General features: G+C 64.9%; 22 protein-coding genes. 5 read left to right on the top strand and 17 right to left on the bottom strand.

Annotated elements, in window-relative coordinates; genetic code table 11:
• Positions 1-209: 209 nt before the first annotated feature.
• The 3 genes from VLA65_RS03430 to VLA65_RS03420 form a co-directional block, all read right to left on the bottom strand.
• Positions 210-1,001, bottom strand: a complete 792-nt coding sequence (locus VLA65_RS03430; RefSeq protein WP_332601804.1) for an ATP-binding protein — start codon at positions 999-1,001, stop codon at positions 210-212.
• Complete coding sequence (gene istA / locus VLA65_RS03425) at positions 998-2,539, bottom strand: IS21 family transposase (RefSeq protein WP_332601803.1); 1,542 nt, start codon at positions 2,537-2,539, stop codon at positions 998-1,000. Before istA ends, VLA65_RS03430 begins: the two co-directional genes overlap by 4 nt.
• A gap of 512 nt (positions 2,540-3,051) precedes the next feature.
• Entirely contained in the window at positions 3,052-3,651 is a 600-nt protein-coding gene (locus VLA65_RS03420) for a TetR/AcrR family transcriptional regulator (RefSeq protein ID WP_306963882.1), read from the bottom strand.
• A 125-nt stretch (positions 3,652-3,776) separates the two neighbouring features.
• Here VLA65_RS03420 and VLA65_RS03415 point away from each other — a divergent pair, with 125 nt between their 5' ends.
• Both VLA65_RS03415 and VLA65_RS03410 read left to right on the top strand, forming a co-directional pair.
• Entirely contained in the window at positions 3,777-4,511 is a 735-nt protein-coding gene (locus VLA65_RS03415; protein WP_306963880.1) for an SDR family NAD(P)-dependent oxidoreductase, read from the top strand.
• Positions 4,512-4,622: 111 nt separating this feature from the next.
• A complete protein-coding gene (locus VLA65_RS03410; protein WP_306963878.1) occupies positions 4,623-5,246 on the top strand; it encodes an NADPH-dependent F420 reductase in 624 nt (207 codons plus the stop codon).
• Positions 5,247-5,386: 140 nt separating this feature from the next.
• Here VLA65_RS03410 and VLA65_RS03405 read toward each other — a convergent pair whose 3' ends face one another.
• The 4 genes from VLA65_RS03405 to VLA65_RS03390 all read right to left on the bottom strand — a co-directional run bounded on the left by VLA65_RS03405 (position 5,387) and on the right by VLA65_RS03390 (position 8,361).
• The gene (locus VLA65_RS03405) at positions 5,387-5,977 is read right to left on the bottom strand and encodes a TetR/AcrR family transcriptional regulator (RefSeq protein ID WP_306963876.1); all 591 of its coding nucleotides are present in this window, start codon (positions 5,975-5,977) and stop codon (positions 5,387-5,389) included.
• 105 nt (positions 5,978-6,082) lie between these two features.
• Positions 6,083-6,751, bottom strand: coding sequence for an NADPH-dependent F420 reductase (locus VLA65_RS03400; RefSeq protein WP_306963874.1), 669 nt, complete (start codon positions 6,749-6,751; stop codon positions 6,083-6,085).
• A complete protein-coding gene (locus tag VLA65_RS03395; protein WP_332601802.1) occupies positions 6,748-7,689 on the bottom strand; it encodes an SDR family oxidoreductase in 942 nt (313 codons plus the stop codon). The genes VLA65_RS03400 and VLA65_RS03395 overlap by 4 nt, the downstream gene beginning before the upstream one ends.
• A gap of 51 nt (positions 7,690-7,740) precedes the next feature.
• On the bottom strand, positions 7,741-8,361 hold the full coding sequence (locus VLA65_RS03390; RefSeq protein WP_332601801.1) for an NADPH-dependent F420 reductase: 621 nt from the start codon (positions 8,359-8,361) through the stop codon (positions 7,741-7,743).
• 634 nt (positions 8,362-8,995) lie between these two features.
• On the opposite strand from VLA65_RS03390, the gene VLA65_RS03385 reads away from it, so the two are divergent.
• Positions 8,996-9,538, top strand: coding sequence for a GNAT family N-acetyltransferase (locus VLA65_RS03385; protein ID WP_332601800.1), 543 nt, complete (start codon positions 8,996-8,998; stop codon positions 9,536-9,538).
• Positions 9,539-9,598: 60 nt separating this feature from the next.
• Here the strand turns inward: VLA65_RS03385 and VLA65_RS03380 are convergent, their stop codons facing one another.
• The gene (locus VLA65_RS03380; RefSeq protein WP_332601799.1) at positions 9,599-11,659 is read right to left on the bottom strand and encodes a phosphocholine-specific phospholipase C; all 2,061 of its coding nucleotides are present in this window, start codon (positions 11,657-11,659) and stop codon (positions 9,599-9,601) included.
• Between the two features lie 127 nt (positions 11,660-11,786).
• Positions 11,787-12,644: a phosphatase PAP2 family protein gene (locus VLA65_RS03375; protein WP_284989423.1), complete on the bottom strand. Its 858-nt coding sequence runs from the start codon at positions 12,642-12,644 to the stop codon at positions 11,787-11,789.
• A 108-nt stretch (positions 12,645-12,752) separates the two neighbouring features.
• Between VLA65_RS03375 and VLA65_RS03370 the strand changes: the two genes are divergently transcribed.
• Complete coding sequence (locus VLA65_RS03370; RefSeq protein WP_332601798.1) at positions 12,753-14,384, top strand: phospholipase D family protein; 1,632 nt, start codon at positions 12,753-12,755, stop codon at positions 14,382-14,384.
• 473 nt (positions 14,385-14,857) lie between these two features.
• On the opposite strand, the gene VLA65_RS03365 is transcribed toward VLA65_RS03370, so the two are convergent.
• Positions 14,858-16,081 carry an amidohydrolase gene (locus tag VLA65_RS03365; protein ID WP_332601797.1) on the bottom strand — a complete coding sequence of 408 codons (1,224 nt, stop codon included), beginning with the start codon at positions 16,079-16,081 and terminating at the stop codon, positions 14,858-14,860.
• A 151-nt stretch (positions 16,082-16,232) separates the two neighbouring features.
• Entirely contained in the window at positions 16,233-16,856 is a 624-nt protein-coding gene (locus VLA65_RS03360) for a PadR family transcriptional regulator (RefSeq protein ID WP_284989426.1), read from the bottom strand.
• Between the two features lie 208 nt (positions 16,857-17,064).
• Here VLA65_RS03360 and VLA65_RS03355 point away from each other — a divergent pair, with 208 nt between their 5' ends.
• On the top strand, positions 17,065-17,544 hold the full coding sequence (locus VLA65_RS03355; RefSeq protein WP_059388299.1) for an SRPBCC family protein: 480 nt from the start codon (positions 17,065-17,067) through the stop codon (positions 17,542-17,544).
• Positions 17,545-17,918: 374 nt separating this feature from the next.
• On the opposite strand, the gene VLA65_RS03350 is transcribed toward VLA65_RS03355, so the two are convergent.
• From VLA65_RS03350 to VLA65_RS03325, 6 genes are all read right to left on the bottom strand, one after another.
• On the bottom strand, positions 17,919-18,338 hold the full coding sequence (locus tag VLA65_RS03350; RefSeq protein ID WP_332601796.1) for an MmyB family transcriptional regulator: 420 nt from the start codon (positions 18,336-18,338) through the stop codon (positions 17,919-17,921).
• 167 nt (positions 18,339-18,505) lie between these two features.
• Positions 18,506-19,600 carry a PepSY domain-containing protein gene (locus VLA65_RS03345; protein WP_332601795.1) on the bottom strand — a complete coding sequence of 365 codons (1,095 nt, stop codon included), beginning with the start codon at positions 19,598-19,600 and terminating at the stop codon, positions 18,506-18,508.
• 153 nt (positions 19,601-19,753) lie between these two features.
• Positions 19,754-20,752, bottom strand: coding sequence for an aldo/keto reductase (locus tag VLA65_RS03340; protein WP_332601794.1), 999 nt, complete (start codon positions 20,750-20,752; stop codon positions 19,754-19,756).
• Between the two features lie 182 nt (positions 20,753-20,934).
• On the bottom strand, positions 20,935-22,359 hold the full coding sequence (locus tag VLA65_RS03335) for a dihydroorotase (protein ID WP_284989430.1): 1,425 nt from the start codon (positions 22,357-22,359) through the stop codon (positions 20,935-20,937).
• Between the two features lie 16 nt (positions 22,360-22,375).
• Positions 22,376-23,281 (bottom strand): acetamidase/formamidase family protein, encoded by a 906-nt coding sequence (locus VLA65_RS03330; RefSeq protein ID WP_332601793.1) that lies wholly within the window; start codon positions 23,279-23,281, stop codon positions 22,376-22,378.
• 33 nt (positions 23,282-23,314) lie between these two features.
• Positions 23,315-24,292, bottom strand: a complete 978-nt coding sequence (locus tag VLA65_RS03325; protein WP_284989432.1) for a branched-chain amino acid transaminase — start codon at positions 24,290-24,292, stop codon at positions 23,315-23,317.
• Positions 24,293-24,441 lie beyond the last annotated feature (149 nt).

Raw genomic sequence — 24,441 nt, 5'->3', positions numbered from 1 at the left:
TGCAAAGGCGTCCAGGGCTAAAAGCTGCTTAACTAACGCCTTCTGACTCGGAAAGTCCCTGGGTGTCAACGGCAGCTTAGAAGTGACCGGTGGTGGCATCTTGGTTTGCCCGCTGGCGGCAGGTGATTGACCAGTCGCGGCAAGTATTTTTGGACAGGGTCAGGCGCTCCGGGCGTGCCGGGTTTCAGGGCGCCTGACCAGTTTTTGGGTTAGTTCATGGGGCGGGTTCCTTTTCCGTTTTGGGCTTGCATGAGCCTGACGGACTCGCCGCTGGTTTGGCAGAGGTGGGCGTGGTGGAGGAGCCGGTCCACGGTCGCGGTGGCGATGGTTTTGGGCATGAGCTCATCGAGCCCGGAGGGGTGGATGTTTGAGCTGATCGCCAGGGCGCGTTTCTCATAGGAGGCCTCCACAACGCGGTAGAAGCCCTCCGCGGCGTCCGCGGATACCGGCAAAAGCCCGATGTCATCGATACAAATCAAGTCGACGTTGGTGGCCCGGGTGATGGCTTTGTTGACGCTGTCATCGATGCGGTGCCGGCGCACGAGGGCGCCGAGGTCTTCCATGCTCAGCCAGGACACGGACATGCCCTGGTCGATGGCCTGCTGGCCGAGCGCTTCCAGGAGCAGGGTTTTGCCGGTGCCGGAGGGCCCGCACGCGATCAGGTTCTCACGCCGCCGCACCCATTCCAGGGTGCGCAGGAACGAGGTCGTGGCCGCCGGGAGGGTGGAGAGGGTTTCCTCCCAGACGTCGAAGGTTTTCCCGGTGGGGAAGCCTGCGCGTTTGCGCCGGGTGGCCAGCATCGAGGCGTTCCGGCCGGTGGCTTCGGCTTCGAGCAGGACACGGACGACTTCGGTGGGGTCCCAGCGTTGGGCTTTCGCGGTGGCCAGGACGTCGGCGACGACGGCGCGGGCGTGCGGCATCCGGGTCGTGCGCATCAACGCGATCACGTTCTCCACCGCCGGGTCCGATAGCGGGCTGGGGGCAAGGACTGTCGCGCTCATTCGGTGGCTCCTTCAAAGTCATCATGGGTAGTCCCAGGGGTGGTGGTGCCGAAGTTAGCCCAGCCCCTGGTGCCCTGGCTTAGCCATTGGCCCTGGTCGGTGACGGTGCGGGTGCTGATTGTGTGGCTTGTGCCGCCGGCGGTGTTGACGATGGAGAGCAGGTCCTCGTGGGTGAAGCGCTGGTGCACCGCCGCCGCTCCCAGGCCCTTGTCGACTTCGCCGGCGCCCAGGACCTTGGCCAGGGTCACGGCGCGTTCCATTTTGTGCCGGATCTTCTGGGTTCCGGCGGCGGCGGCTTCCTTGAGCCAGAGCGCGGCACCGGCGCCGATGGCCAGGAACTCTTCCTCGGCTTGGTTGGTCGGGCGGATGACCCGTTCCAGGGCACCGGCCGGGGCCGGCGGGAAGTGGGCGTCGATGATCGCCGGGGTCCCGGGCCGGGTGAGCTGGTGGCGTGCGACCTCGACCGGGCCGGTGCCGTCGACATGGACGATGACGACCTCGGTGTCGGTGCCGCGGACCCAGACCATCTCACCCATCAGGGTGTGCGGGACGGAGTACCGGGATTGCTGAAAGGTGATCATGGGCGTGTTCGGCGGGACCTGGCGGGTGTGGCCGAAACTCGCGGTGACCGGGGTTTCCGGGACCGTGTGCAGGCGGGGGCGTTCGAGAACGCGGAGCATGTCTTTGGGGATCTCCAAAGTGGCCCGGTGCACCCGCGAGTTCACCTCCTCCATGAACGCCTCACACGCAGCCTCCAGCTCGGCGAAGGACCGGTACTCGGGCAGGAGGTTCGTCTCTTTGGGGACGAGGTCGGCTTTGGCGATCTTGACCGCGTTCTCGACCCCGCCCTTGGAGGCCGGGTCGGCCGGGATGCACGTCTGCATGGACGTCGAATAGTGCCTGGAAAACGCCACAATCTGCGCGTTCCGAACGGGGATTCCGGCGACGTGCTCGATCGTGACGGTCTTCTCGTTATCGGTCAAAATGTAGGTCGGGATCCCGCCGATCAGCCTGAACGTCCGGTCCAGGGCGGCGAACATGCTCGGCATGGTCTTATCCCGCAAGGCGATCACGATCCGGAACCGCGAGAAGGCCAGCCAAGCGACGAACAACACGGTCTTCACACCGTCAACGACGGGGCCATCCCCGTAGTCGAACTGGAGCCAGAGCCCTGGCTCCGGCGTCCAGGGCCGGTGAACGCGCACGTTCCGGGCCCGGTATTTGGCCTTCAGTTCAGCCAGCGTTGTCCTGGTTGTCCGCTCACACCCGGTGAACCCCAGGGCGATGAGTTTCTCGTGCACGACATCGCCGCGGATCTTCCCGCGGGACTGCTCGACCCAGGAGATCATCTGGGGCAGGAACGGGTCGGTCATCCGGCCGCGGTGCCGGGCCACAGGTGCCTGGGCGCCTTCCTGGCGGGCCTTCACATACGAGCGGACGGTGTTGTGTGAAACGCCGCAGATCTTCGCGGCATCCCGGTAGGACCGGGTCAGATCGTAAGCAGCTAAAATTTCCATGAACTCTCCTGGAGACTTCATAACGAGCCCCCTCCTTCCCGTTACGGGTGAAATACAACGATTGGCATCGCCATTTCACCGCGGAAGGAAGGGGCTCTCCTCGTAACGACACGAGGAATGGACAAGGGGGAATCCCGGCACGCCAAGCCACACACCATGGCCTACTGCTGTCCAAAAATGCTTGCCGCCGCTGGTCAAAACCACTGCCGCGAACGGTCAACCAGTTTTGCCGTCTCCGGTCAGTTTAAAGTTGCCGCTTACACCTGGAGCGTCCTCGCTGCGAAGATTCATGGTGAGACACGTTAGCGGGACATTGGCAAGGCCGGCTTTCTCAGCCACTCGGCTGGCTCGGTGATTCGCAGCGATAAATGGCGGCCTTTTCGCAGCGCTACATGTCACCCCCATGCGCGTGAGCCGATCCTTGGGTTCTTCTGGTGGTCGCACCACGAGTGAAGAGTGTTGTGGCGGAGTTGTCGTCGGCGTATCGGCCTGAGTTGGGCGCAGCAGTTCCGGGCGGCGTTGCAGGGTGGTGGTCAGTTCCTAAGCGAAGCGGCGGCCGGTGCCGATGCTGCGGGGATGGCGTTGTCGACGAGGGCGACGGCGATGGCGGCGGCGGTGGCGAAGGCGTCGGTGTTGAGGACCCGGCTGCGGGCCGAGGCGCCGTCCAGGAGAAGCGCCAGTTGCTCGCCGAGCTGCTCGGGGTCGTTGGCGCCGGCATCGCGGGCCGCTTCGGTGAGCCGCGCCGCAAAGGCCGTCTTGTAGTCACTGGCGAGTACGCGTGCCGGGTGGCCCGGGTCGGGGATCTCGACGGCCGCCGCGATGAACGGGCACAGGGGCGCGTGGATATCGAAGACGGCGAGGAGTCGTTCGCGGGGTGTGAGGTCGGTGCGGTCGAAGACTTCGGGCAGGATGTCGGGATCGAATCGGCGGAGGTACTCGGCGATGAGCTCGTCCTTGCCGGCGAAGTGCTGGTAGAGCGTCCGCTTGGACACCTGAGCCACCGCGCAGAGCTGGTCCACGCCGGTGCAGTTGATGCCTTGGTCGCGGAACAGTTGCTGTGAGGTGCTGAGGATGCGCTCTCGTGCGCCCCTGCCGCTGCGCAGGCCTCGCGGCCCCTTCTCAAACCCTGTCATACACCCAGCTTAGCCCAATCGGGTACCGATCTGTGTGCATAGCTTGCGCCCCGTGCGAGCGGTTGATACGTTAAGTACGCAGATCGGTGTACTTAACATCGGCAAGCCACATGAATGGAGTAATCATGGGAAAGCTCGATGGCAAGGTTGCAGTGATCACAGGCGCGACTAGTGGGATGGCGCTGGCCGGTGCGAAGTTGTTCGTGGAGGAAGGAGCCCACGTCTTCATTTCGGGCCGGCGGAAGGACGCGGTGGACGAAGCGGTCAAGCTGATCGGCCGGAACGTGACCGGCGTGCAGGCCGATTCGGCTGACCTCGATGATCTGGACCGTTTGTTCGAGACGGTCAAGCAGGAAAAGGGCAGGATCGACGTGCTGTGGGCAAGTGCCGGGGGCGGGGCGCAGAGCAAGCTCGGCGAGATCACCGAGGAGCAGTTCGACGAAGCCTTCTCGCTGAACGCACGCGGCACTCTGTTCACGGTCCAGAAGGCCCTGCCGTTGTTGAGCGACGGGGGCTCGATCTTTATGACCGGGTCAAACGCGTCACTCCGGGGCTACCCCGATTGGAGCGTGTATGCAGCGAGCAAGGCCGTGCTTCCCGCCTTCGCGCGGGTGTGGGTTGCTGAGCTGAGGGACAGGAAGATCCGGGTGAACGTGCTGACCCCCGGCTCGGTCGCGACGCCGATGATGGGCGATGTGTTGAGCCCGGAGCTGAAAGAGATGTTCGCGTCTGTGATCCCGCGGCGCGAGATGGGCCGCCCGGAAGAGATCGCGTCGGTCGCGTTGTTCCTCGCCTCGGACGACTCGAGCTACGTCAACGGCCAGGAGCTGGTCGCCGACGGCGGCACCACAGTGATCTGAACCACGCACCAGGAATGCCGCGGGCACACCCCACAACAACCAACGAACTGATCTCGAACGTGCACGAATGAGACAGGGCGACACCTTGAGAACAAGAAAAGAGCACACCTTATGAGCAGCATCACCCTCATCGGTACGGGGAATATGGCCCGTACCATCGGCACGCTCGCGGTGGCGGGCGGCAATACCGTCGAGGTCATGGGACGCGATCAGTCCAAGGCCGATGGCCTCGCCAAGGCTCTAGGCGGCGGCGCGACCGCAGGCAAGTGGGGCGCCATCCCCGCCGGGGACATTGTCATCACGGCCCTGTTGTACGACGGAGTCGTTCCGGTCGTCGCCGAGTACGGAGACGCCCTTGCGGGCAAGGTCATCGTCGACATCAGCAACCCTTTCAACGCCACATTCGACGGACTGGCCCACAGCGAGGAGACCTCGATCGCGCAGGAAGTCGCCAAGGTGGCCCCGGCCGGCGCCAGCGTGGTGAAGGCATTCAATACCGTCTTCCGCAATGTCCTGGAGAAGGGCCGGTCCGACGTCTTCATCGCCGGCGACAATGCGCAGGCCAAGGCGGATGTGGCGGCATTCATCGGGAGCCTCGGGCTGCGCCCGCTGGACGTCGGCGGCCTGAAAATGGCGCACTGGCTGGAAGGATTGGGTGTGGTCACGGTAGGCCTGGCCGGCAACGGGGTCGGCCACTGGGACTTCGCCCTCGGTGCCAACGAATTCACCGGCTAAGCCCCGGGCCCCGGTCCCCCGCCCGGGGGGCCGAGCAGCCGGCGGACAGCGCGGCGCTGCCGGTGGGCCGCCAGCTCACGCCCCCTTGATGGCGCCCCGGGGGGAACGTTGGGCGAGGCGGAACTCGCTGCCGAGGGCAGTCAGCGTGGGGGCCCGGGGTGTTCCTGGGTGGCGACATGGCTTGCTTCGTTGGGCAGGACTGTACTCGACATCACGCTGAAGAGATGGTCCGCTCGTGGCGCCAGGGAGGGCTGATCGTAGACCCACGCAGCTGCTGCGACGAGCGCGAACAAGTCAGTGCCGTCGATGTCGGCCCGCGCCACGCCCGCGTCCTGGGCGCGGTAGAGAAGCCGGGTGCCCGCATCGTGCAACGCAACGCACGAGACATTGAGTGCGGATTCGGTGTCCTCGAGCGCGGCCACCAGCAGTCCCGAGAGGCCCCGGTATTCGTGTGTGATCGCAACGCTGCCGCGGAACCATGTCAGTAGCGCTTCCTCCGGCGTGCCTGACAGCTCGAGGTCGGCCGCCTGAGTCGTCAGTTCGTCGACGTCTGTACGAAGCAAGGCCTCGATCAGTGCCTCTCGCGTGGGAAAGTGACGGTAGAGGGTGCCGAGCCCGACGTCCGCTTTGCGGGCGACGTCACGCAGTGATGCATCGGCTCCGTGCTCGGTCACGACGTCTCGCGCGACCACGAGCAGGCGATCGTAGTTCTTTTTGGCGTCGGATCGCATATGTCTCCCTGGTCAGTTAGTGGGGCGGCGCTTTGCATAATCGGTGCACCGATCCACTTAGACTAACCCGCCTGCGGAGCAGGCGGAGAGAGACCGGCCCCGCGGCTATCGAGTTGCGATGGCCAGCGCCGCGCGGATGGTGTCCTCACCGGCGGGCTGGCCCGACTCGACCGACGTCGGCCCGTACGGGGTTGCCCACACCGGGGTGCCCGTCGCCTGCCGCCAGCTGTCGGCCAACGATCCAGCGTTTATCACGCCATACCCGATGGAGTCGATGAATTTGGTCACCGCCGCCTTCGCCGGCGCGGAGTCGCCGGCGATCGGCAGGTACGTGCGGTCGGCCGCCCCCGCCGGGCGCGCGAGGGACAGCAGGTGCTTGTAGAAGATGTTGTTGAACGCCTTCACGATTAGGGCGTCCGGGATGTACCGCCGCAGCAGTTCGCTTGAGGTGAGCGACGTGCCGTCGAGCTCGGGGATGTGCCCGTCGCGCTCGGGGCCGTAGTTGCAGGTGTCGATGACGGTCTTACCTCCGAGGGTTGCGGCGGGCAGATCCGGGAACGCGCTGACCGGCACCGTGACGACCACGATGTCGCCGGCCGCCGCGGCTTCCGCGCTTGTCGCCGCGGACGCCCGTAGCCCGAGTTCGGCGACCGTAGCCGCGAGCGTTTCGGGGCCGCGCGAGTTGCTGAGCACCACCCGATGCCCGGCGCCGATCGCGAGCCGGGCGAGAGTGGTGCCGATCTGTCCGCTGCCGATGATTCCCACGGTTGTCATGAGCGCCCCTCGGGGAAGTAGTGGCCGTTGTCCAGATCGGCCAGGAGGCTGGGCTGAGTGGGTTCCCAGCCGAGGGTCCGGCGGGTGATGTTGTTGGACACCGGGTAGCTCTTGGTGACGATGTTCGCAATGAATCCGTAGTGCCCCGGCAGCATCAGTTCGTCCATGGGGATGCTCACGACGGGCAAGTCGAGCCGGCTGCCGATGGCCTCGGCGATCTCGCGGAACGGGATGCCCTCGTCTTCGACCGCGTGCCAGTAACTGCCGGCCTCACCTTTTTCCAGCGCCAGTCGGAACAAGGAAGCGAGATCGCGGGTGTGCACGGCGTTCCAGAGGTTCGTGCCGTCTCCGGGGTAGCTGGCGAATCCGTTCTGCTTCGCGAGGGCGATCAGCATGGGGAGGAAGCCGGCACGGTCGCTCGTGCCATGCGAGATGTTGGCGATCCTCACGACCGAAGACCGCACCCCCTGCTCGGCCAGGCCGATGACGGTGGTTTCGACGACGTTGCGCGCATGGAGGGTGCCCTTGTGCTCGTCGCCGACGAGAAGGGCTGGGTCCTCCTCGGTGGCGGGCCGGCCCAGCTGCCCGGACGAGCCTATACTCCCGGCCGCGACCAGCGGCTTGCCTGTTCCCGCTAGTGCCTCGCCGTAGGCGAGCATGACCGGGATTTCCGCGGCGGCCACGGCGTTGATCCCGCCGGTCGGGAGCAGGTCTTGCCGGTGCGCGACGTGGATGACGCCGTCGGAGTCAGCCGCTGCCTCTTTGAGCCCGTCAAGGTCCTGAAGGTCGCCACGGCGGACGGTCGCGCCGAGCGCTGACAGCGCCGCCGCGGAAGCATCCGATCGGGCAAGGCCTGTCACCTCATGCCCGGCGGCGATGAGTTCGGGGATGATGTACGAACCGGAATGGCCGGTCCCGCCAGTGACGAGAACGCGCATGCTAGTGCTCCTTGCGAGTGATGCGGTGGATAAAAAGGGGCGCGGCTGCGCTCAGTTGAGAGTGTTGATGCCGAGGGCGATGTTGAAGCCCGCGCCGTTCTGGGCCAGGCCCATCAGCAGCGGTCCCACCCCTTCCAGCCAGCGGGCCATCTCGAGGCCGCCGGCATCGAGCGGACGGAGTCCGAGGGACGTGACGAATGCCGAGACAGTGGCCTTGGCTTCTGCGTCGTCTCCGGCGAAGAGCACGTCCCACGAGCCGTCCTGAGTTAGCACGTGACCGAAGACGGTGTTGAACGCCTTCACGACGTGCGCGCTCTCAGGGACGACCTTGGCGATCTCCTGCGCACTGGAAGTACCCTCGGGAGTGACCACTCCGGTCGCGTCGGCGTTGAACGTATTTGAGATGTCGATGAGGATCTTGCCGGCTAGTGCACTCCCGTACTGGGCAGCGACCTGAACGGCGCTGGTGTATGGCACCGCGAGGACGACGATGTCGCCCGTAGGGACAGCGCCGAACGTCCCGACCGTGGCCCCGCCGCCGAGAGTGGCAGCCAGGTTCTTGGCCTTGGCCGCGTCACGCCCGATGAGCTCAACAGTGTTGCCGCCCTTGACCGCGCGAGCGGCTATTGCGTTGGTCATGCCGCCGAGGCCGATGAAACTGATGCTGCTCATAGCTGTGTACTCGCTTTCGCTGATCTGGACCTAGCTTTCTGCGATCAGCCGCGAAGCGGCGATCGGGCGACGCATGTGCGCTCATCCCAAGACAGGAAGCCGAACCGCTCTAATCGGAGCAGTAGTCCGAATATACGGTGCAGTGCTCCGTTAAGCAAGCGCGAGAAGTAGGAACAGCCATTTTCAAGCCGGACAGGTATCGCATTTTGGTCATTGACCTCGCTCGCCAGGCCCGTTCCAACTCACCACCGTGCCGAGGAGGAACAATGCCCGACTGGACGGCGAACAGAGCGATGGCAGTGGCACAATTACCGCAATTGGAGCCCAGCTCCACAGTCGGGTCTGAGTTCCCTAGCCCGTCGATGATCCGAAAGAACACCAGTGCTCCTTGCGACGGCGACTAAGTCGGAGGCGCTGAGCCAGCGGTCAGCGGCCGCTTCCATCATCGACTCCCGGAGAGTGCCGGCCTTCATACGGGCATCTCGGCAGGAACATCGCCTGGAGCCCGAGCTGAGGTGTGTCTACAGATGTACGTCATCCGGTTCCCCCGCCGCGAATGGTGCCCCCGTTCTTACGGCAAACTATCGCATAATCTGGGAGGGGCCGACACCGTGATCTGGTCTAATGTTGACCGATGATTGAACCGCGCCAACTTAGTGAAAGCGTCAGCATGCGCGTACTGCGCGTAAGCGATGCGGCAGCACTTGCCGCCGCATATGTGCGCAACCGTGCCTACCTTTCACCCTGGGAGCCGGCACGGCCCGAGGAGTATTACACCGTAGATTGGCAGTCAGCGGACATTGCCAACCGCCTCGTCGCGCACGAGGCAGAGGAAGCGTATCCGCTCGGACTGTTCGACGGCGGTCGCCTCGTCGGGCGATTCAACGTGGCCGGAATCGTCCGCGGCCCTTTCCAAAGCGCGGGGCTGGGTTACTGGGTGGACGGTGATTACGCAGGCCGCGGGCTGGCGTCCGCGGCAGTCCGCGCGATAGTCGAAGTGGCGCGTGACGAACTCGGACTGCACCGCATCGAGGCGAGCACTCTTCTGCACAACGCTGCCTCGCAGCGCGTGCTGCTCAAGGCCGGGTTCCAGCACATTGGCATGGCGCCGCGATACCTGCAGATCGCCGGAAGATGGCAAGACCACAACCTCTACCAAGTGGTCCTTCACGACTAGCACTCGTTGGGACCGATCCAGACGAAGGTAGGCACATTGCCGCTTTCGGGTGACCGCCCGTTATCTGCCCAGCTGCGGATCGGAGGTGAGCGCCCGGCCGTCGTCGAGGCGCCCGGCGAGGACTCGAACGAGCTTCGGATCCGCCGCGGCGGTGATCTTGAGGTCGTACCAGCCGCCCTGCGTCGGGATCACCACGGTTTTGGCCTGGCCTGGGTTGAGGCCGAGGGCCTGCGACCCGGCGCCATACGCGTCGGTGAGGGTGAGGGCGGCCGCGGCCGTGCCGGTGTTCTCGATCCGGAACTGCGCATGGCCGGAGTCGCCGTCGCGGGTGACGGTCGAGCGGATGTCCGCGGCCGCCGTCGTGCCTGCAAAACGGCGGTACCACCCTGCCGGGCCATGCATTTGCACGTCGTACTCGGCGCCAAGCGCCCACGCGGCGTCGAGGGCCGCACCCGAGCCGATCGTGTACGAGTACGGGCCCGCCGGAAGGAGGTTCGAGCGGACCTGCACGTGTGCGCCGATCGCCCCGGCGTTCGACCAGCGGGCGGAGAGCTTGCCGCTCGACATCGAGACCTCGACGTCGAGCGCGTATCCGAGCGGGCGCGACGGGCGCGTGCCCTTCTCCTGGGCCGGCATCGAGTTCACTGCGGGAGGCGTCGGCACGTAGCTCGGGTGCCGGTTGTGGTCCGCGGGCTTGAATGCCGAGGTGTCGGGCAGGGCCGGGGCCGCACCGCCGTTCGCCGTGAAGTCGAACGCGCTCGTGAGGTCACCACACACTGCGCGGCGCCACGGCGAGATGTTGGGGGACTTCACCCCGAAGCGCGACTCGAGGAAGCGCACAATCGACGTATGGTCGAACGTCTCCGAGCACACCCATCCGCCCATGCTCCACGGCGAGACGACCAGCATCGGCACGCGCACGCCGAGACCGTAATGGCCCGGGACGTCGGCGATGCCTGAGAACGTCATCCGGCCGTCGTACCACTCGCCCTCGGTCGAAACCGTGGATGCGCCCGGGATTTGCGAGGTGTTGGGGTGCGGCGGGACGACGTGGTCGAAGAAGCCGTCGTTCTCGTCGTACATGAAGAACACGGCCGTCTTGCTCCAGACATCCGGGTTGGAGGTAAGGATGTTGAGGATGTTCGCCGTGTACCAGGCTCCGAAGTTCGGGGGCCAGTTCGAGTGCTCGGTGTACGCCTCGGGGGCCACGACATAAGAGACCTGCGGGAGCTTCCCGCCCGCGACGTCCTCGCGGAAGATCCGGAACAGGTCGTCGCCGGCCTTCGCGTTCGTGCCGGTCAGCGCCTTCTCGTGGAGCGGGCTGCCGGGCTTCGAGTGCTGGTACTGCGTGAGGTAGAGGAGCGAGTTGTCACCGTAGTTGCCGATGTAAGGGTCGCCCGTCCAGCCCCAGTAGCCCGCAGCCGTGAGGCCGTCGCCGACGTCCTGGTACACCTTCCAGCTCACGCCGGCCTTCTCAAGCTCCTCGGGGTATGAGCTCCACGAGTAGCCGACCTCGGCGTTCCACAGGTCGGGGCCGCCGGCTTTGTAGTCGTTGCCGTCCCAGCCCGTGAACATGTAGTAGCGGTTGGGGTCCGTGGGGCCAAGCAGCGAGCAGTGGTACTGGTCGCAGATGGTGAACGCGTCCGCGAGGGCGAAGTGGAACGGGACGTCGCCGCGCTCGTAGAACGCCATCGTGGCCTCGGACTTGGCGGGGAGCCACTTGTCGTACTTGCCTACGTTGAAGGCCTCGTGGGTGAGCTTCCACGAGTGGTCGAGGTCTTCCATGAACTGCATGCCGAGATTCGGTGCGGCTGGGTGGTACGGGAGGATGTCCCGCGTCCCGTTGTTCTGCGCGAACGCGTCCTTTCCGCTCGGGAGGATGGCCGGATGCGGGTCGCCGAACCCACGCACGCCCTTGAGCGTGCCGAAGTAGTGGTCGAAGGCACGGTTCTCCTGCATGAAGACGATGACGTGCTCGACATCCTTGATCGAGCCGGTGGCACGGTTGGCCGGGATCGTCGCGGCGCGAGCGATGCTCTCGCCGAGCATCTCAGCGATTGCTGCGGTGGCTGCGCTGGCCCCGGATAGTTGAAGAAAACGCCGACGGTTGAGACCTGACATGAGCTGCTCCCAGTGCTTGGCTTAGCTGACGAAAACCCCCGACCGACTCTTCCAGCGCCAGGCAAAAGTTAAGTGCCGGAAAGGCAAATTTTGGGGCAACATGTGGCCGCTGCGCCGGAACCGGCGTTCATCCGCTTGGAGTCCCGCCCGGGGAGTGGCTGAGCTTTTCAGTCTTTCGGGCGGTGAGATAAAGGCGGTGGGCAGTGATGACCAGGACCAGCCAGGCGGCACCGAGGGTCCAGGCCGCCAGGACATCCGTGAGCCAGTGGTGGCCCAGGAACACCCGGCTGAGGCCGATGGTCAGGGCGAAGAGGGCCGCGGCGGTCACAGTCCAGGCTCGGGCCCGGCGGGAGCGGCAACGCAGGATGACCAGGTAGGCGATGATTCCAGCGATGACGAACGAGTTCAGCGAATGCCCACTGGGAAACGAGGGGGAATACTCGTAGGGCGGCACGGCGTCGATGAGCGGCGGCCGGGCTCGGCCGATGAGCTGCTTGCCAGCGATTGTCATGAGCAGGGAGCCGGCAGCCGCAGTGACAATGAGGATCGCAGGGGTCCAGGAGCGGCGCCGGAGGACCAGGACGGAGGTGGCGATCGCGGCCAGGATCGGCATCCCGATTCCTCCGCCTAGATCGGTGTAGGCAGTGGCGGCGGCGTCGAGTGCTGGGCTGCGCAAGGTCATCGCCGCCTCCAGGACCGGGTGGTCCAGGGCGGCCACGCCATCTGCTTCCGTCACTGCCTCGTACACCTCGCCGGTCGCGAAGGCCAGCAGTGATGCCACGACGGCTCCCGCAGCGAGGACCAGGATCAGCGCACCGTACGCGCCGAGACGGGCGCTGAGGCGTTGTGCGCGGGAGGCGAGCCACCTTCCGGCGGGGGTCTTCCACCGGGCCAGGTCAGCGTCGCCGACAAACCGGTCGTCGCTGAGCTCGCTTTTGCCTCCGGCTGAATCTTCGTCCGATGTGCCTTCGGGGTGAACGCCCATTGTCTTCCGCCTCACATCGTGCATGGATTTGATCAGTAAGGTTACCTTCTAGGCTGTTTGAAGTCCGGATCCAGAGGATTGGCCTCGGGCGCCGGGAAGGAGCACGGAGTGGACAATGATGCTGATAGCTGGTTCCTGAGCCGTGCTGAGCGGGGGAATCTGGCCACGGACGTGCACGCGGGCGTTGCCGGGGCTCCGGCATGGTCGGAGGGCAACCTCGTGCGGCCCCTGATTCATGGAGCGAGCTATTTTGCCCGACTGCATGAGGAGTTGACCGCGCTTCAGGCGGGAGACCGGGTGTGGTTCACCGACTGGCGTGGCGACGCCGACGAGCGGCTACTGGCGGACGGACCGACGATCGGGGATCTGCTAGCGGGGTTGGCACGCTCGGGGGTGGAAGTGCGGGGCCTTGTCTGGAGATCCCATGGAGAGCGGGTATCGGCTCCGATGAGCGGCCGATCCAACGAGCTTCTTACCCGCAAGATCAACGACGCCGGCGGAGAAGTGCTTTTGGATCAGCGCGTCCGAATGTTCGGCTCCCACCACCAGAAGTTGTTCGTCATCCGCCGTCGTGACGATCCTTCGCGGGATGTCGCGTTCATTGGCGGGCTCGACCTTTCCCACAGCCGACGGGACGGCGCCGACCATGGGGGAGACCCGCAAGCGGTAACCATGGATCCCAGATACGGGAAACGGCCTCCGTGGCACGATGCCGCACTCGAGCTGCGTGGCCCCGTGGTTGCGGATGTGCTCGCAGTGTTCGCTGAACGGTGGAACGACCCCCATCCCTTGGACCGCGGTACCCCGTACCGGATACTGCAGCAACGCCTGGCCCGCATGCCCCGGCACCCCGAACCGCTCCCGGCTGCCGCCCCGCCGCCACCACCGGCCGGTCCTCATGCAGTGCAGCTACTGCGCACCTACGGCGTGAAACGTCCCCCGTTCCCGTTTGCACCCGAAGGCGAACGCAGCATTGCCCTCGGTTACGCAAAAGCCTTCGCCCGCGCCCGCTCGCTGATCTACATCGAGGACCAGTACTTGTGGTCGACAGAAGTTGCAGCCGGAATCGCCGGGGCCCTCGAGCGGAACCCCGACTTGAACGTGATCGCCGTCGTTCCTCGCTACCCCGACTCCGACGGCCCCCTGGTAGGACCGGCAAGCCGGATCGGTCAACTTCGCGCCCTGAGGATGTTGCACCAGGCGGCACCCGACAGGGTCGGAGTGTTCGACCTGGAGAACAGCTCGGGAACTCCGATCTACGTCCATGCCAAGATCTGCATCATCGACGACATGTGGTTCACCTGCGGCTCGGACAATTTCAACCGCCGGTCCTGGACCACCGACAGCGAGCTCACCTGCGCCGTATTCGACGCCCCCGCCGGCAACGGAGAGTCGCCCGGCGCCGACAGCGGCCACGACATTGGCGCCGGCCACGACGCTCATCGGCCGCTGGCCCGCGGGCTCCGGCTCCAACTCTGGGCCGAACACCTGAGCTTGGACCAGGACGATCCCCAACTCCACGACCCGGCGGCGGGGCTCAAGCTGTGGAAAGCCAGCGCCGACGCCCTCGACCACTGGCATGAAACCGGGCGCCGTTCGCCCCGCCCCGCCGGGAACGTGCGGCACCACACCCCGGAACCCGTGTCCTTCCTCCAACGCCTCTGGGCGGATCCGATCAGCCGCTTCGTCGTGGACCCGGACGGCCGCCCCCGCCGGCTGCGCGGCACTAGCCGGTTCTAGGCAAGCTGGGCCGAAGCGGCCCGGCATAACTGATTGCGAACCATCTCTTCCGGCTTGCCCATGGCCCTTCTGGGAATCCTGGCATAGGGTTTGACCCACTACCCGCCGGCTGCCCGACTGGGTTCATCAACACGATGTGGGCGCTCGGGAATGAACTTTGAATTCGGGGATCTGGCCGACGCCGATTCCCGACCGATGAAGACGTGAGGGAGAAACATGACGCTTGCTCGTGCTGGACATCGAATTGCCACCCATCGTCCCTGTATACCCGCAGCGCTGCCAAGGGTGCCGGCTTGCGGGCGGTGCGGCCCGGGGTTTCCGTTGACATTCCATGAATATGTTCCGGCGGTCTATGCGGCCGATGGCAGCGGATTGCGGCCGCCGTCGGCAAGCTACAGCTGTCCACGATGCGGTACAAAGGACAACCATCAGGTTCCCTCGGGCTGGGCACCGCCCGAGTGGCAGTGGTACTCCTAAGCCAGGTAGGACAGCGCTGCGACCACGTGGGTTTGGACGCCCATGGACAGGGCCGGATCGATCACGGGCGCGAAGAGTGGAGAGTGGTTTGCCGGTATGTCCCGGGCCACTGTCCCGCGTTCGACGGCGGCCCGGTAGGTTTCGGGGTCCGCGCCGCCTAGGAGCCAGAACGTGTATGGGACCCCGAAGGCGTCCGGAATGCGGCTGAAGTCCTCTGACGCGGTCTGCCTATATGCGGTACGCACTGAGTCCTCCCCGAAGTGGGCGGCGAATGCGGCCCGGACCGTCTCTGTCACGGCCGCGTCGTTGCTGGTGAGGGGAAACTGATCGTAGTACTCGAAATCCGGGTCTTGCGGTGATCCCGCGGCGGAACACTCGCCAAGGACTATCCGCTCAATGGCCGCGAGGACGGACGCGCGGACCTGGGTATCGTAAGTGCGGACGTTGAGCAGGAGTGTGGCGCGGTCGGGGATGATGTTGGACGTCGTCCCGGCGTTGAGCGCCCCCACTGTGACAACCGCGAAGTCGCCCGGTTTCGTCTCCCGCGAGACGATGGACTGCAGCCTGAGCACGATCGAGGAGGCAAGCACCACGGGGTCGACCGACATGTGCGGCATTGAGCCGTGCGCGCCCTTCCCATACACGGTGATCTTGAGCGAGTCCGCGGCGGAGAGGACGGGGCCCGGCGTGGTGGCTACCATCCCTGCCGGGATCGGCATCACATGTTGCGCGAAGGCGACGTCCGGCCGCGGCACTTTGGCGACGAGTCCGTCGTCGAGCATTGCTTGGGACCCGGCCCCGATCTCCTCGCCGGGCTGGAACAGCGCGATATACGTCCCGGACCAGGCTGTCCGGCCGTCGGCCATGAGTTTGGCCGCGCCGAGCAGCGCAGCCACGTGCAGGTCGTGCCCGCATGCGTGCATGACACCGTCCACGGCCGACGCATAAGACAGCCCCGTCGCCTCGGTGACCGGTAACGCGTCCATGTCCGCGCGGGCAAGCACCGTTGGGCCGTCCCCATTTGCGAGGATGCCGACGACGCCGGTGCCCCCGATGCGCGCTACGGCATAGCCGAACCCCGCGAGTTTCCCCTCGACGACCCTGGAGGTCCCATGCTCCTCGAGGCTCAGCTCGGGGTGTCTGTGCAGGTCCATATATGTGTCCCGGATCCAGGCGAGTTCTCCTTCAAGGCCTGCAAGGACTGCTTCGCAACCGCTCATGGACCCATCGCTCTCAGTAACAGTTCGGGCGCCTGGGCGAACCCGCGCAACCGGGAAACCCAGCATAGACCCGGAAGCCGAACCGGAGGAGTGTACATTCCGAAGCCGCGAGCGGGATTACTTCCACGTCGCGGCTTCGGAAGGGGCGGTACTAGTCAGCGAGGATGTGGTACAGCGCTCGCCGGGCTTCGTCGATCTTTTCCATAGCCGCCGTACGCTGTTCGTCCGTTGCGGCGAAACGGAATTGATGGATGACTCCCATGAGCTTTGCCACGCTCTGGTGGAACGCGGGTCCTGAACCCTCCGGATCGATGTTCCACGCATTTTCCAGCTCCTCAGCATGCTCCGCTACGTACGCCTTCCCGGCATCGGTGAGTGTGAACTCGGTGCGCCGGCCTTCGCCGACGGGCGCAATGAGTTCCTCGTCAACGAGCTGCTGCAGGGTCGGATAGACGGAACCCGGGCTTGGGCGCCACGATCCCGACGTCTTCTCGGCGATTGTCTTGATGAGCCCGTATCCATTGGATGGCGCTTCAGCCAGCAGGGAGAGGATCGCGAAACGAACGTCGCCCTTGTTGGCCCGACGCGGGCCCCCGGGACCAAAGCCGGGACCAAATCCTGGTCCGAAGCCTGGTCCGAAACCGCGGCCCGGCCCAAAACCGCGGCCCGGCCCGAATCCGCCGTGTCCGTGGGGACCGCGACGGCTGCGGCCGCGTCCGAAACGTTCCATATCCGGACCGCAATCTGTGTGTTTATTGTCGTGAATGCCTTTCATAACGGCATCGTCCTTTTCAGTGTTTTGTGGGTTGCCCTCAGGCTCGCAGGTTGTTCTGCGATATTTAACGATATATCGCTGACTGTCGTTAAACAAGAGCTGGATTTTGTTCGAACTTGGTCTGCGACGCAGGCCGGGGATACCCGATCGCTCTGCCGATTGCCCACTCGGAACTTAGGATGGTCGCTAACGAGATTGAGGACAACAGATGAGCGCACAACTGACGACCATCGAGGTCGAAGAATTCCTGCCGCATTCGCCCGCCAAGGTTTGGCGTGCGCTGACGGAACCCAGGCTGATCGCCCGCTGGTTGATGGAAAACGACTTCCAAGCGATCGTCGGGCATCAGTTCCAGATGCGCGGGATTCCCGTTCCGGCAGTTGGCTTCAGCGGCTTGGTGGCCAGCGAAGTCCTTGACGTGAAAGCGGAGAAGCTACTGCGTATTTCGTGGCGGGACGCGAACTCCGGAAACAGCCTCAACAGCACCGTGACGTGGTCGATCGCCGCGGAAGACACGGGCACCCGTCTGTCGCTTGTCCATGACGGGTTCAATCCCGACGAGCCGACGCACGTGGCATCGCACCGCATCATGAGCGGTGGCTGGCGAAACCATGTGCTTCCGCGGCTCGGCCAGACCCTGGCCGAACTCGACAGCACTGAATCCGACAGCGCCGAACTCGACAGCTAAGGCAAACAATGCAATTCGTCGTCTTCTACAGCTCGGATCCTTCCGTACACCTCACCGGCAAGGCTCCACGAACGCTGGCACTTTAGGCTCGATTCCCCACGCCACCCGGTGGAGTGCGGTTGCGAGCCAACCCCGGAGCCGAGCCAGCCGCAGGCGCCTTGCCGGGCGTGCCGGAACAACCGGTGCCCCCGGCAAGGCACTGCGGCTGTCATTGTTCACGAGGCCAATGACCGCGCAGGCCATCATCAACGAAAAATCCATAGTCATCTTCTTCTCATCTAAAACGTGGAGCCCTGGACTGTAATCAGTTAGCGGCTGGAAAAACCCGAATACTCAAGGCGGAACCGCCGTCGTTCAAGGTCCTGTTAAAGACGCTAAGCGCTCCGGAAGACGATGTCAGCAGCTAGGCCGCTCCCTGCTTTTCCTAGGATTGGCGGTCCTACCCACACCGGGCTCAGTCCGAGATCGACGCCGGCGCCGCCAGTTCGCTTGCGGTGGTGGCCGCCCAGCTCGCGAGCAGTTTCAGGCGTTCGTCGCTCGCCGACCCTGGTTCCGGGCGTATAGGCGAACATCGTCCACCCGGGGTTGGCCGGCAGTTCCATTGCCTCGTAGCTGAGTTCGAGATCCCCGACCACAGGGTGATGCATGCGCTTGATGCCGGTCCGGTGGAAGCGGACGTTGTGGGCGGCCCAGCGTGTGCGGAATTCCTCGCTCCGGGTAGCGAGCTCGCCGACCAGATCACTTAGGCCCTTGTTGTGTGGCTGCCGTCCGGCGTAACTGCGCAGGGTGGCCACAATGTCGTTCGCGCCTTGCTCCCAATCGATGTAGAAGTTGCGTCCATGGATTCAGGCTACTTCCGGCAGGGGAAGTGCGGGAGGTCCTGTCAGTACACCGTTTAAGCGCCGTGGGCGGATACGGCTGGGTGCAGTATCCGCCCGCAGTGCTTGGTTGCCTTGGGGGGTTAGTGACCGGGGCCGCCGGTTTCGGTTGCGGTGACCTTGAAGCTCGCATCGAGCTTGACGGTGGCGTGGGTGCCGTCCGACTTGGTGATGTGGGCTTCGTAGGCGGCGCTGCCGTCGTCTTCGGTGGTCATGTTCTCCACCGTGGCGCCGGAGTTGGCGGCCAGTACGGCGGCCTTCACTTTGGCTGCGGTGTCACCCGTGAGGTCGGTTTCGCTTCCGTGGTTGCCGTGGCCGCCCTTCCCGCCGCCCGGGCCGCCGGTTTCGGTTGCGGTGACCTTGAAGCTCGCATCGAGCTTGACGGTGGCGTGGGTGCCGTCCGACTTGGTGATGTGGGCTTCGTAGGCGGCGCTGCCGTCGTCTTCGGTGGTCATGTTCTCCACCGTGGCGCCGGAGTTGGCGGCCAGTACGGCGGCCTTCACTTTGGCTGCGGTGTCACCCGTGAGGTCGGTTTCGCTTCCGTGGTTGCCGTGGCCGCCCTTCCCGCCGCCCGGGCCGCCGGTTTCGGTTGCGGTGACCTTGAAGCTCGCATCGAGCTTGACGGTGGCGTGGGTGCCGTCCGACTTGGTGATGTGGGCTTCGTAGGCGGCGCTGCCGTCGTCTTCGGTGGTCATGTTCTCCACCGTGGCGCCGGAGTTGGCGGCCAGTACGGCGGCCTTCACTTTGGCTGCGGTGTCACCCGTGAGGTCGGTTTCGCTTCCGTGGTTGCCGTGGCCGCCCTTCCCGCCGCCCGGGCCGCCGGTTTCGGTTGCGGTGACCTTGAAGCTCGCATCGAGCTTGACGGTGGCGTGGGTGCCGTCCGACTTGGTGATGTGGGCTTCGTAGGCGGCGCTGCCGTCGTCTTCGGTGGTCATGTTCTCCACCGTGGCGCCGGAGTTGGCGGCCAGTACAGCGGCCTTCACCTTTGTTGCGGTGTCACCGGTGAGGTCGGTTTCGTTCCCATGGTTGCCGCCGTTCGTGGCGGGGGCGGATGGGCTGGCGGTCGAGGTGTCAGTAGTTGCGGCGTTAGCGGGCAGGGCCATGGCGGTGAGGACTCCGCCGCCTGCGACGGCGCCAATCAAGGCGGCGCCTACGGCGATTTTCCGGACTTTGTTCACGATGTTGCTCCTTAGAGGTTCAACTCCGAGGGGTTCGAAGCTGTATCCCATCCTCGAACCCCACGCTTTGGCCCCTGTATGCCTATGCTGTGCCTGGACTGTGACATTTTTGTCCGGCTCACAGCATCCGGAAGCGTGGCGCCATGCGTACGCCTAGAGGTTGGTCATCCGTTCCGCGGCGTCGTTGTAGCGCCCGCCCTGCACCTGGATCCTGGAGGCGGCGTCCTCGATTTCGCCCAGTTCCGCGGTGGACAGTTCGACGGCGGCGGCACCGATGTTTTCCTCCAAGCGGTGCAGCTTGCGCGTTCCGGGGATTGGGACGATCCAGGGCTTCTGTGCCAGGAGCCAGGCCAAGGCGATCTGACCGGGCGTGGCACCCTTGCGTTGTGCGATGTTCGCGAGCAACTCGACGACGGCGGCATTGTGCTGGAGCGCATCCGGCGCGAACCGGGGGATGGTGCTGCGGATGTCGTTGCCGGCGTCGAAACTGGTGTCCGCGGTAATGGTTCCCGTCAGGAAGCCCTTGCCGAGCGGGCTGTAGGGCACAAAGCCGATGCCCAGTTCCTCGCACGCGGCCAGCACTTCTTCCTCGGGGCGGCGCCACCAGAGGGAGTATTCGCTTTGGACGGCGCTCAGGGGCTGGACGGCATGCGCCCGGCGGATGGTTCCGGCGGACGCTTCGGACATGCCGAAGTGCTTCACCTTGCCGGCCTCGATTAGTTCCTTGACCGCACCTGCCACGTCTTCGATAGGAACGTCGGGATCCACCCGGTGCTGGTAGTAGAGGTCGATTGCGTCGACGCCCAGCCGGCGCAAAGAGCCGTCCACGACCTCCTTGATGACCTCCGGGCGGCTGCTCACGCGCCCGCTCGGCTTGCGTTCTGCGGGATCGATGTCCCACCCGAACTTGGTGGCGATCACCACTTGGCCCTTGTACGGAGCGAGCGCTTCGCCCACCAGTTCCTCGTTGGCGTACGGGCCATAGATTTCGGCAGTGTCGAAGAATGTCACGCCCAGGTCCACGGCGGCACGGATCAGCGAGATCATTTCCTGCCGGTCCGGCTTGTCGCTGTATCCACCTGTCATGCTCATGCAGCCCAGTCCGACGGCGGAGACCTCCAAGCCGTGGGTGCCCAGTGTGCGCTTTTCCATCGTTCGTCCTCCTGTGTCGTGAATCCTGTGTCGTGAAACAAGATCCAGCCTTGCCGTCAACACTAGGGACGCGTCGGTACTGTCACGGAGTCCCTGTCAGTACCTCTCTCAGAGCGGAGCTCCCGACGGCGGCGGTCCGCCACCGTCGGACGCCCAAGTGAGCCGCCGTCGGGGGCTGCTTGTCAGCAGGCCGGCCGGTTCCGGACGTCGCTCGAGACATGCTGCTTGAGCAGCGAGCCACCGGCTTCGGCCTTCAATTCCCGGTTTTCAACCATGACCTGCCCGCGCAGGACCGTCATGCTCGGCCACGCCGCTACCTCGTAGCCGTCCCACGGGGTGTAGTCGGCTTCGTGCAGGTCCTCGGCGTGGATGGCCTTCTTCACTGTGGTGTCCAGGACCGCCAGATCGGCGTCGCTGCCCACCGCGATCACGCCCTTCTGCGGGTACAGGCCGAGGATCTTCGCCGCGTTGGCCGAGGTGATGTCAACAAAGCGGGTCAGGTCAAGACCGCGTTTGGCCACCCCTTCGGTGTACGCGACGGCCATGCGCATCTCGACGCCGGCATGACCGCCCGTGGCGTCAAGAATGGTCTTGCCGCGGGTCTTCACCTCAAGGTCGGTGCATACGCCGTCGGTCGCGAGGGTGCTGAGTGAGCCTTCGAGCAGCGATTCCCACATGGAGTCGCGGTCCGTTTCCGACTTCAAGGAAGGGTAGGTGTGATAAATTGCGCCGTTCTTCTGTTTGTAGTCTTCCGCCGTGAAGTACGCGTAGTGGGGGAGGATCTCGCCGTAGACCGCTTGGCCGCGCCCCCGTGCCTCGCGGATGGCGTCAACGCCTTCGCGGGCGCTGACGTGCATGAGGTAGATGGGCGCACCAACGTGCTCTGCGAGGGTGATGACCCGCTGGAAGGACAACTTTTCCGAGAGGTTGTTGTGGGCGTGGTGCATGTTCTCCAGCCCGATCCTGCCTTCGCGCTGCAATTGCTTGTAGGCGTACATGACAATGTCGTCGTCCTCGGCGTGCACCGCGAGCATTGCCCCGGCCTGGGCTGTTTGTTGCATGAGCCCCCACATGTTGCCGAGGTCTGTCTTCTGCTTGGGGCGCGTCGGGGTGGTGTTGGTCATCCAGACCTTGTAGCTGCCATGGCCGGCCGCGACGGCGTCGGGGATCTGTTCGAGTACCTCGAATGGAATCTCCGGCTCCTTGAACGTGCCGTGCAAGGCGTAGTCGGTGTAGCTTGACCCGGCCCATTCGGCCGATTTGCGGGCAAAGGACTCCGAGAGCTCATCGCCGGGTTGCCAATGCGCGAAGTCCACCAGGGTGGTGGTGCCGCCATAGATGGCGCCCTCGCTCACCCGGTCGGGGCCAAAACACTTGATTCCGCTTTCGGCCGCCGTCGGGAGGACGGAATTGGTGTGGACATGCGGGTCCACGCCGCCGGGGACAACCAGTTGGCCGCGGAGATCGACCGTACGTGTCGCTTCCTCCGTGGGTCCGAGGCCGGTCTCGCGGAGGGACACAATCTTGCCTCCCGCGATGCCGATGTCCAGGGTTTTGGCGCCGGACGGGGTAACGACCAAGCCGTTGGTGAGAACGAGATCAAGCATCAGGGGGTCGCGCCTTTCAGTGTTGGTGAGGTTCAAGGGAAAACGGTGCGGAGGTGAAGTAGCGGGCGGCAAGGGAGACTTTGACCGAGGCACGGGCGTTGACGAGCTGGGACACGGAAACGTCTGCGGCCGCGCTCATTAGCATCGCTGTCTTCTCGCGGGTCCACTTCCGGTCCGCCTGCAGGAGTTCGAGCATGTCGTCGAGCGCCAGCCGCGCGGCGTCGTCGAGCGTCTCGCCGTCGCCGATCGTGATGACGGAACCCCCGGACAAGACCACCGGCCGTTTGACGGTGACCCCGGGCAAGACGTGGCAGGAGAGGACAACGCTGCCCTCGACCTCGACGGCGGTAAGGGAGCACTCGCCGTCGCCCTGTACCGCATGAAGGTCGCCGGCGTAGAGCAAGGCGTTCGCGCTCTGCACGGGCAGGATGACGGCGGAACCGGCGGTGACGTCCTTGCAGTCCATGTTGCCGCCGTGCGACCCGACGGTGCTGGAGTTGGGATTCCCATCGGCCGGGGCCACGCCGATTTTCCCGATCATGGGCCGGATGGGAATCCGGATGTCGTCGTCGAACCGGACGCTCCCGTCCACAATGTCGACCACCCGGCCGGACCGCCCCAGTCCGCCGGTGAAACCGCCGCGCCCGGGGAGCGTCACCATGGCGCCCCGGTCCGCTATCCGGATCTCGTGGACGTCTATACGGAGCGTGTCCCCGGGATTGGTGCCGCGCACTGCCACCGGCCCGGTCACGGGGATCGACAACTTCTCGTACTCCCCGGTGCTTTCGAACAGGCCGCCTGTCAGTAGGCTCCGGGCGCCGAGGGAGAACTGCTCGCCCTGGCTTACTTCGATCACGGGGGTGGCGTCGCGGTCAAAGGATCCCAACGCAGATTCATAGCTTGCGTGGAGCATGTTCAGCATGCTGCCCCTTTCGTTTGAGTCGGCGGGGTGAAGCTATGCGGTGGGGTAGACGGGCTGTGCCCACTGTTGATCGGCGGCGACCCGTCCGACGACGGCCTGCCGGTACGCGTGCTGCAGCTGGCGGGTGAGTTCACCCGCAGTACCGTCGCCGATGGGCGTGCGGTCCACGGAAGAAACGTGGTTGATTTCGGCGGCGCTGCCGCACACGAAGATTTCGTCGGCCGAGTAGAGTTCCGTCCGGTCGATCGGGCGGATGTCGACGTCGACGCCGAGGACGTTTCGTGCCAGATGTAGCACGCTGTCGCGGGTGATCCCCTCGAGGATGCTGTCCGTTGCGGGGGGCGTACACAGCCGGCCTTGGCGAACCATGAACACGTTGTAGCCGGCACCTTCGGCAACGTGACCGTCCTCGGTCAGCAGAAGAGCTGCGTCGTACCCGTTGCGCCGGGCCTCCAGCATGGCAAGGCGTCCGTTTTGGTAGTTGGCGATCGATTTGACCCTGGGCGGCATGGAGCGGTCGGACAGGCGGGCCCAACTGCTGATCTGCACGTCCAGTCCGCTGGCACCGAAATAGTTGCCCATGGGGATGGCCGCCATGAATACGGAGACAGGGCCGGTGTCCTCCGGCTTGCCGTCGCTCGAGTCGACGAATACTTGTGCGCGCATGTGGAGGTTCCCGCGTAGCTCGTTCGCCCGCACCAGGCCGAGCAATTGTTCACTCAAGACGCCGATGTCGCGCGGTCCGTCGATTTCCACCACCCGCATCGAGTCAATCAAGCGGCGCATGTGATCGGCCACCCGGAAGGCGTAGAGCTGCTGGTCCTCATCGCTCCAGTAGGCGCGGAACCCTTCGAAGACGCCGACGCCGTACTTCAACGTGGTGCTCAGGACATGGAGCTTGGCATCCGCGTACTCAACCAGTTCACCGTCACGGAGCAGGTAGCGAACGCTGGGCTCGAATGCGGGCTCTTTGGTGTCGGTCACAGTTGCCGATTTACTCAGATTGGTCATTGTTGTCTCCAAATCGTGTTCGGAAAACAGATCAGGGCTCGGCTTCACACCAAGGTTGACATCCGTCTTCATCTTACTGTTGGTGTTGTCACCATAATGAAGACGCTTGATGGTCCTGTCAACAGTGACCATTGACACACAATCATAGA

Source organism: Arthrobacter sp. S2(2024) (genome assembly GCF_036662515.1).
Lineage (GTDB): Bacteria > Actinomycetota > Actinomycetes > Actinomycetales > Micrococcaceae > Arthrobacter.
This window is presented reverse-complemented; position numbering and strand designations above follow the sequence as displayed.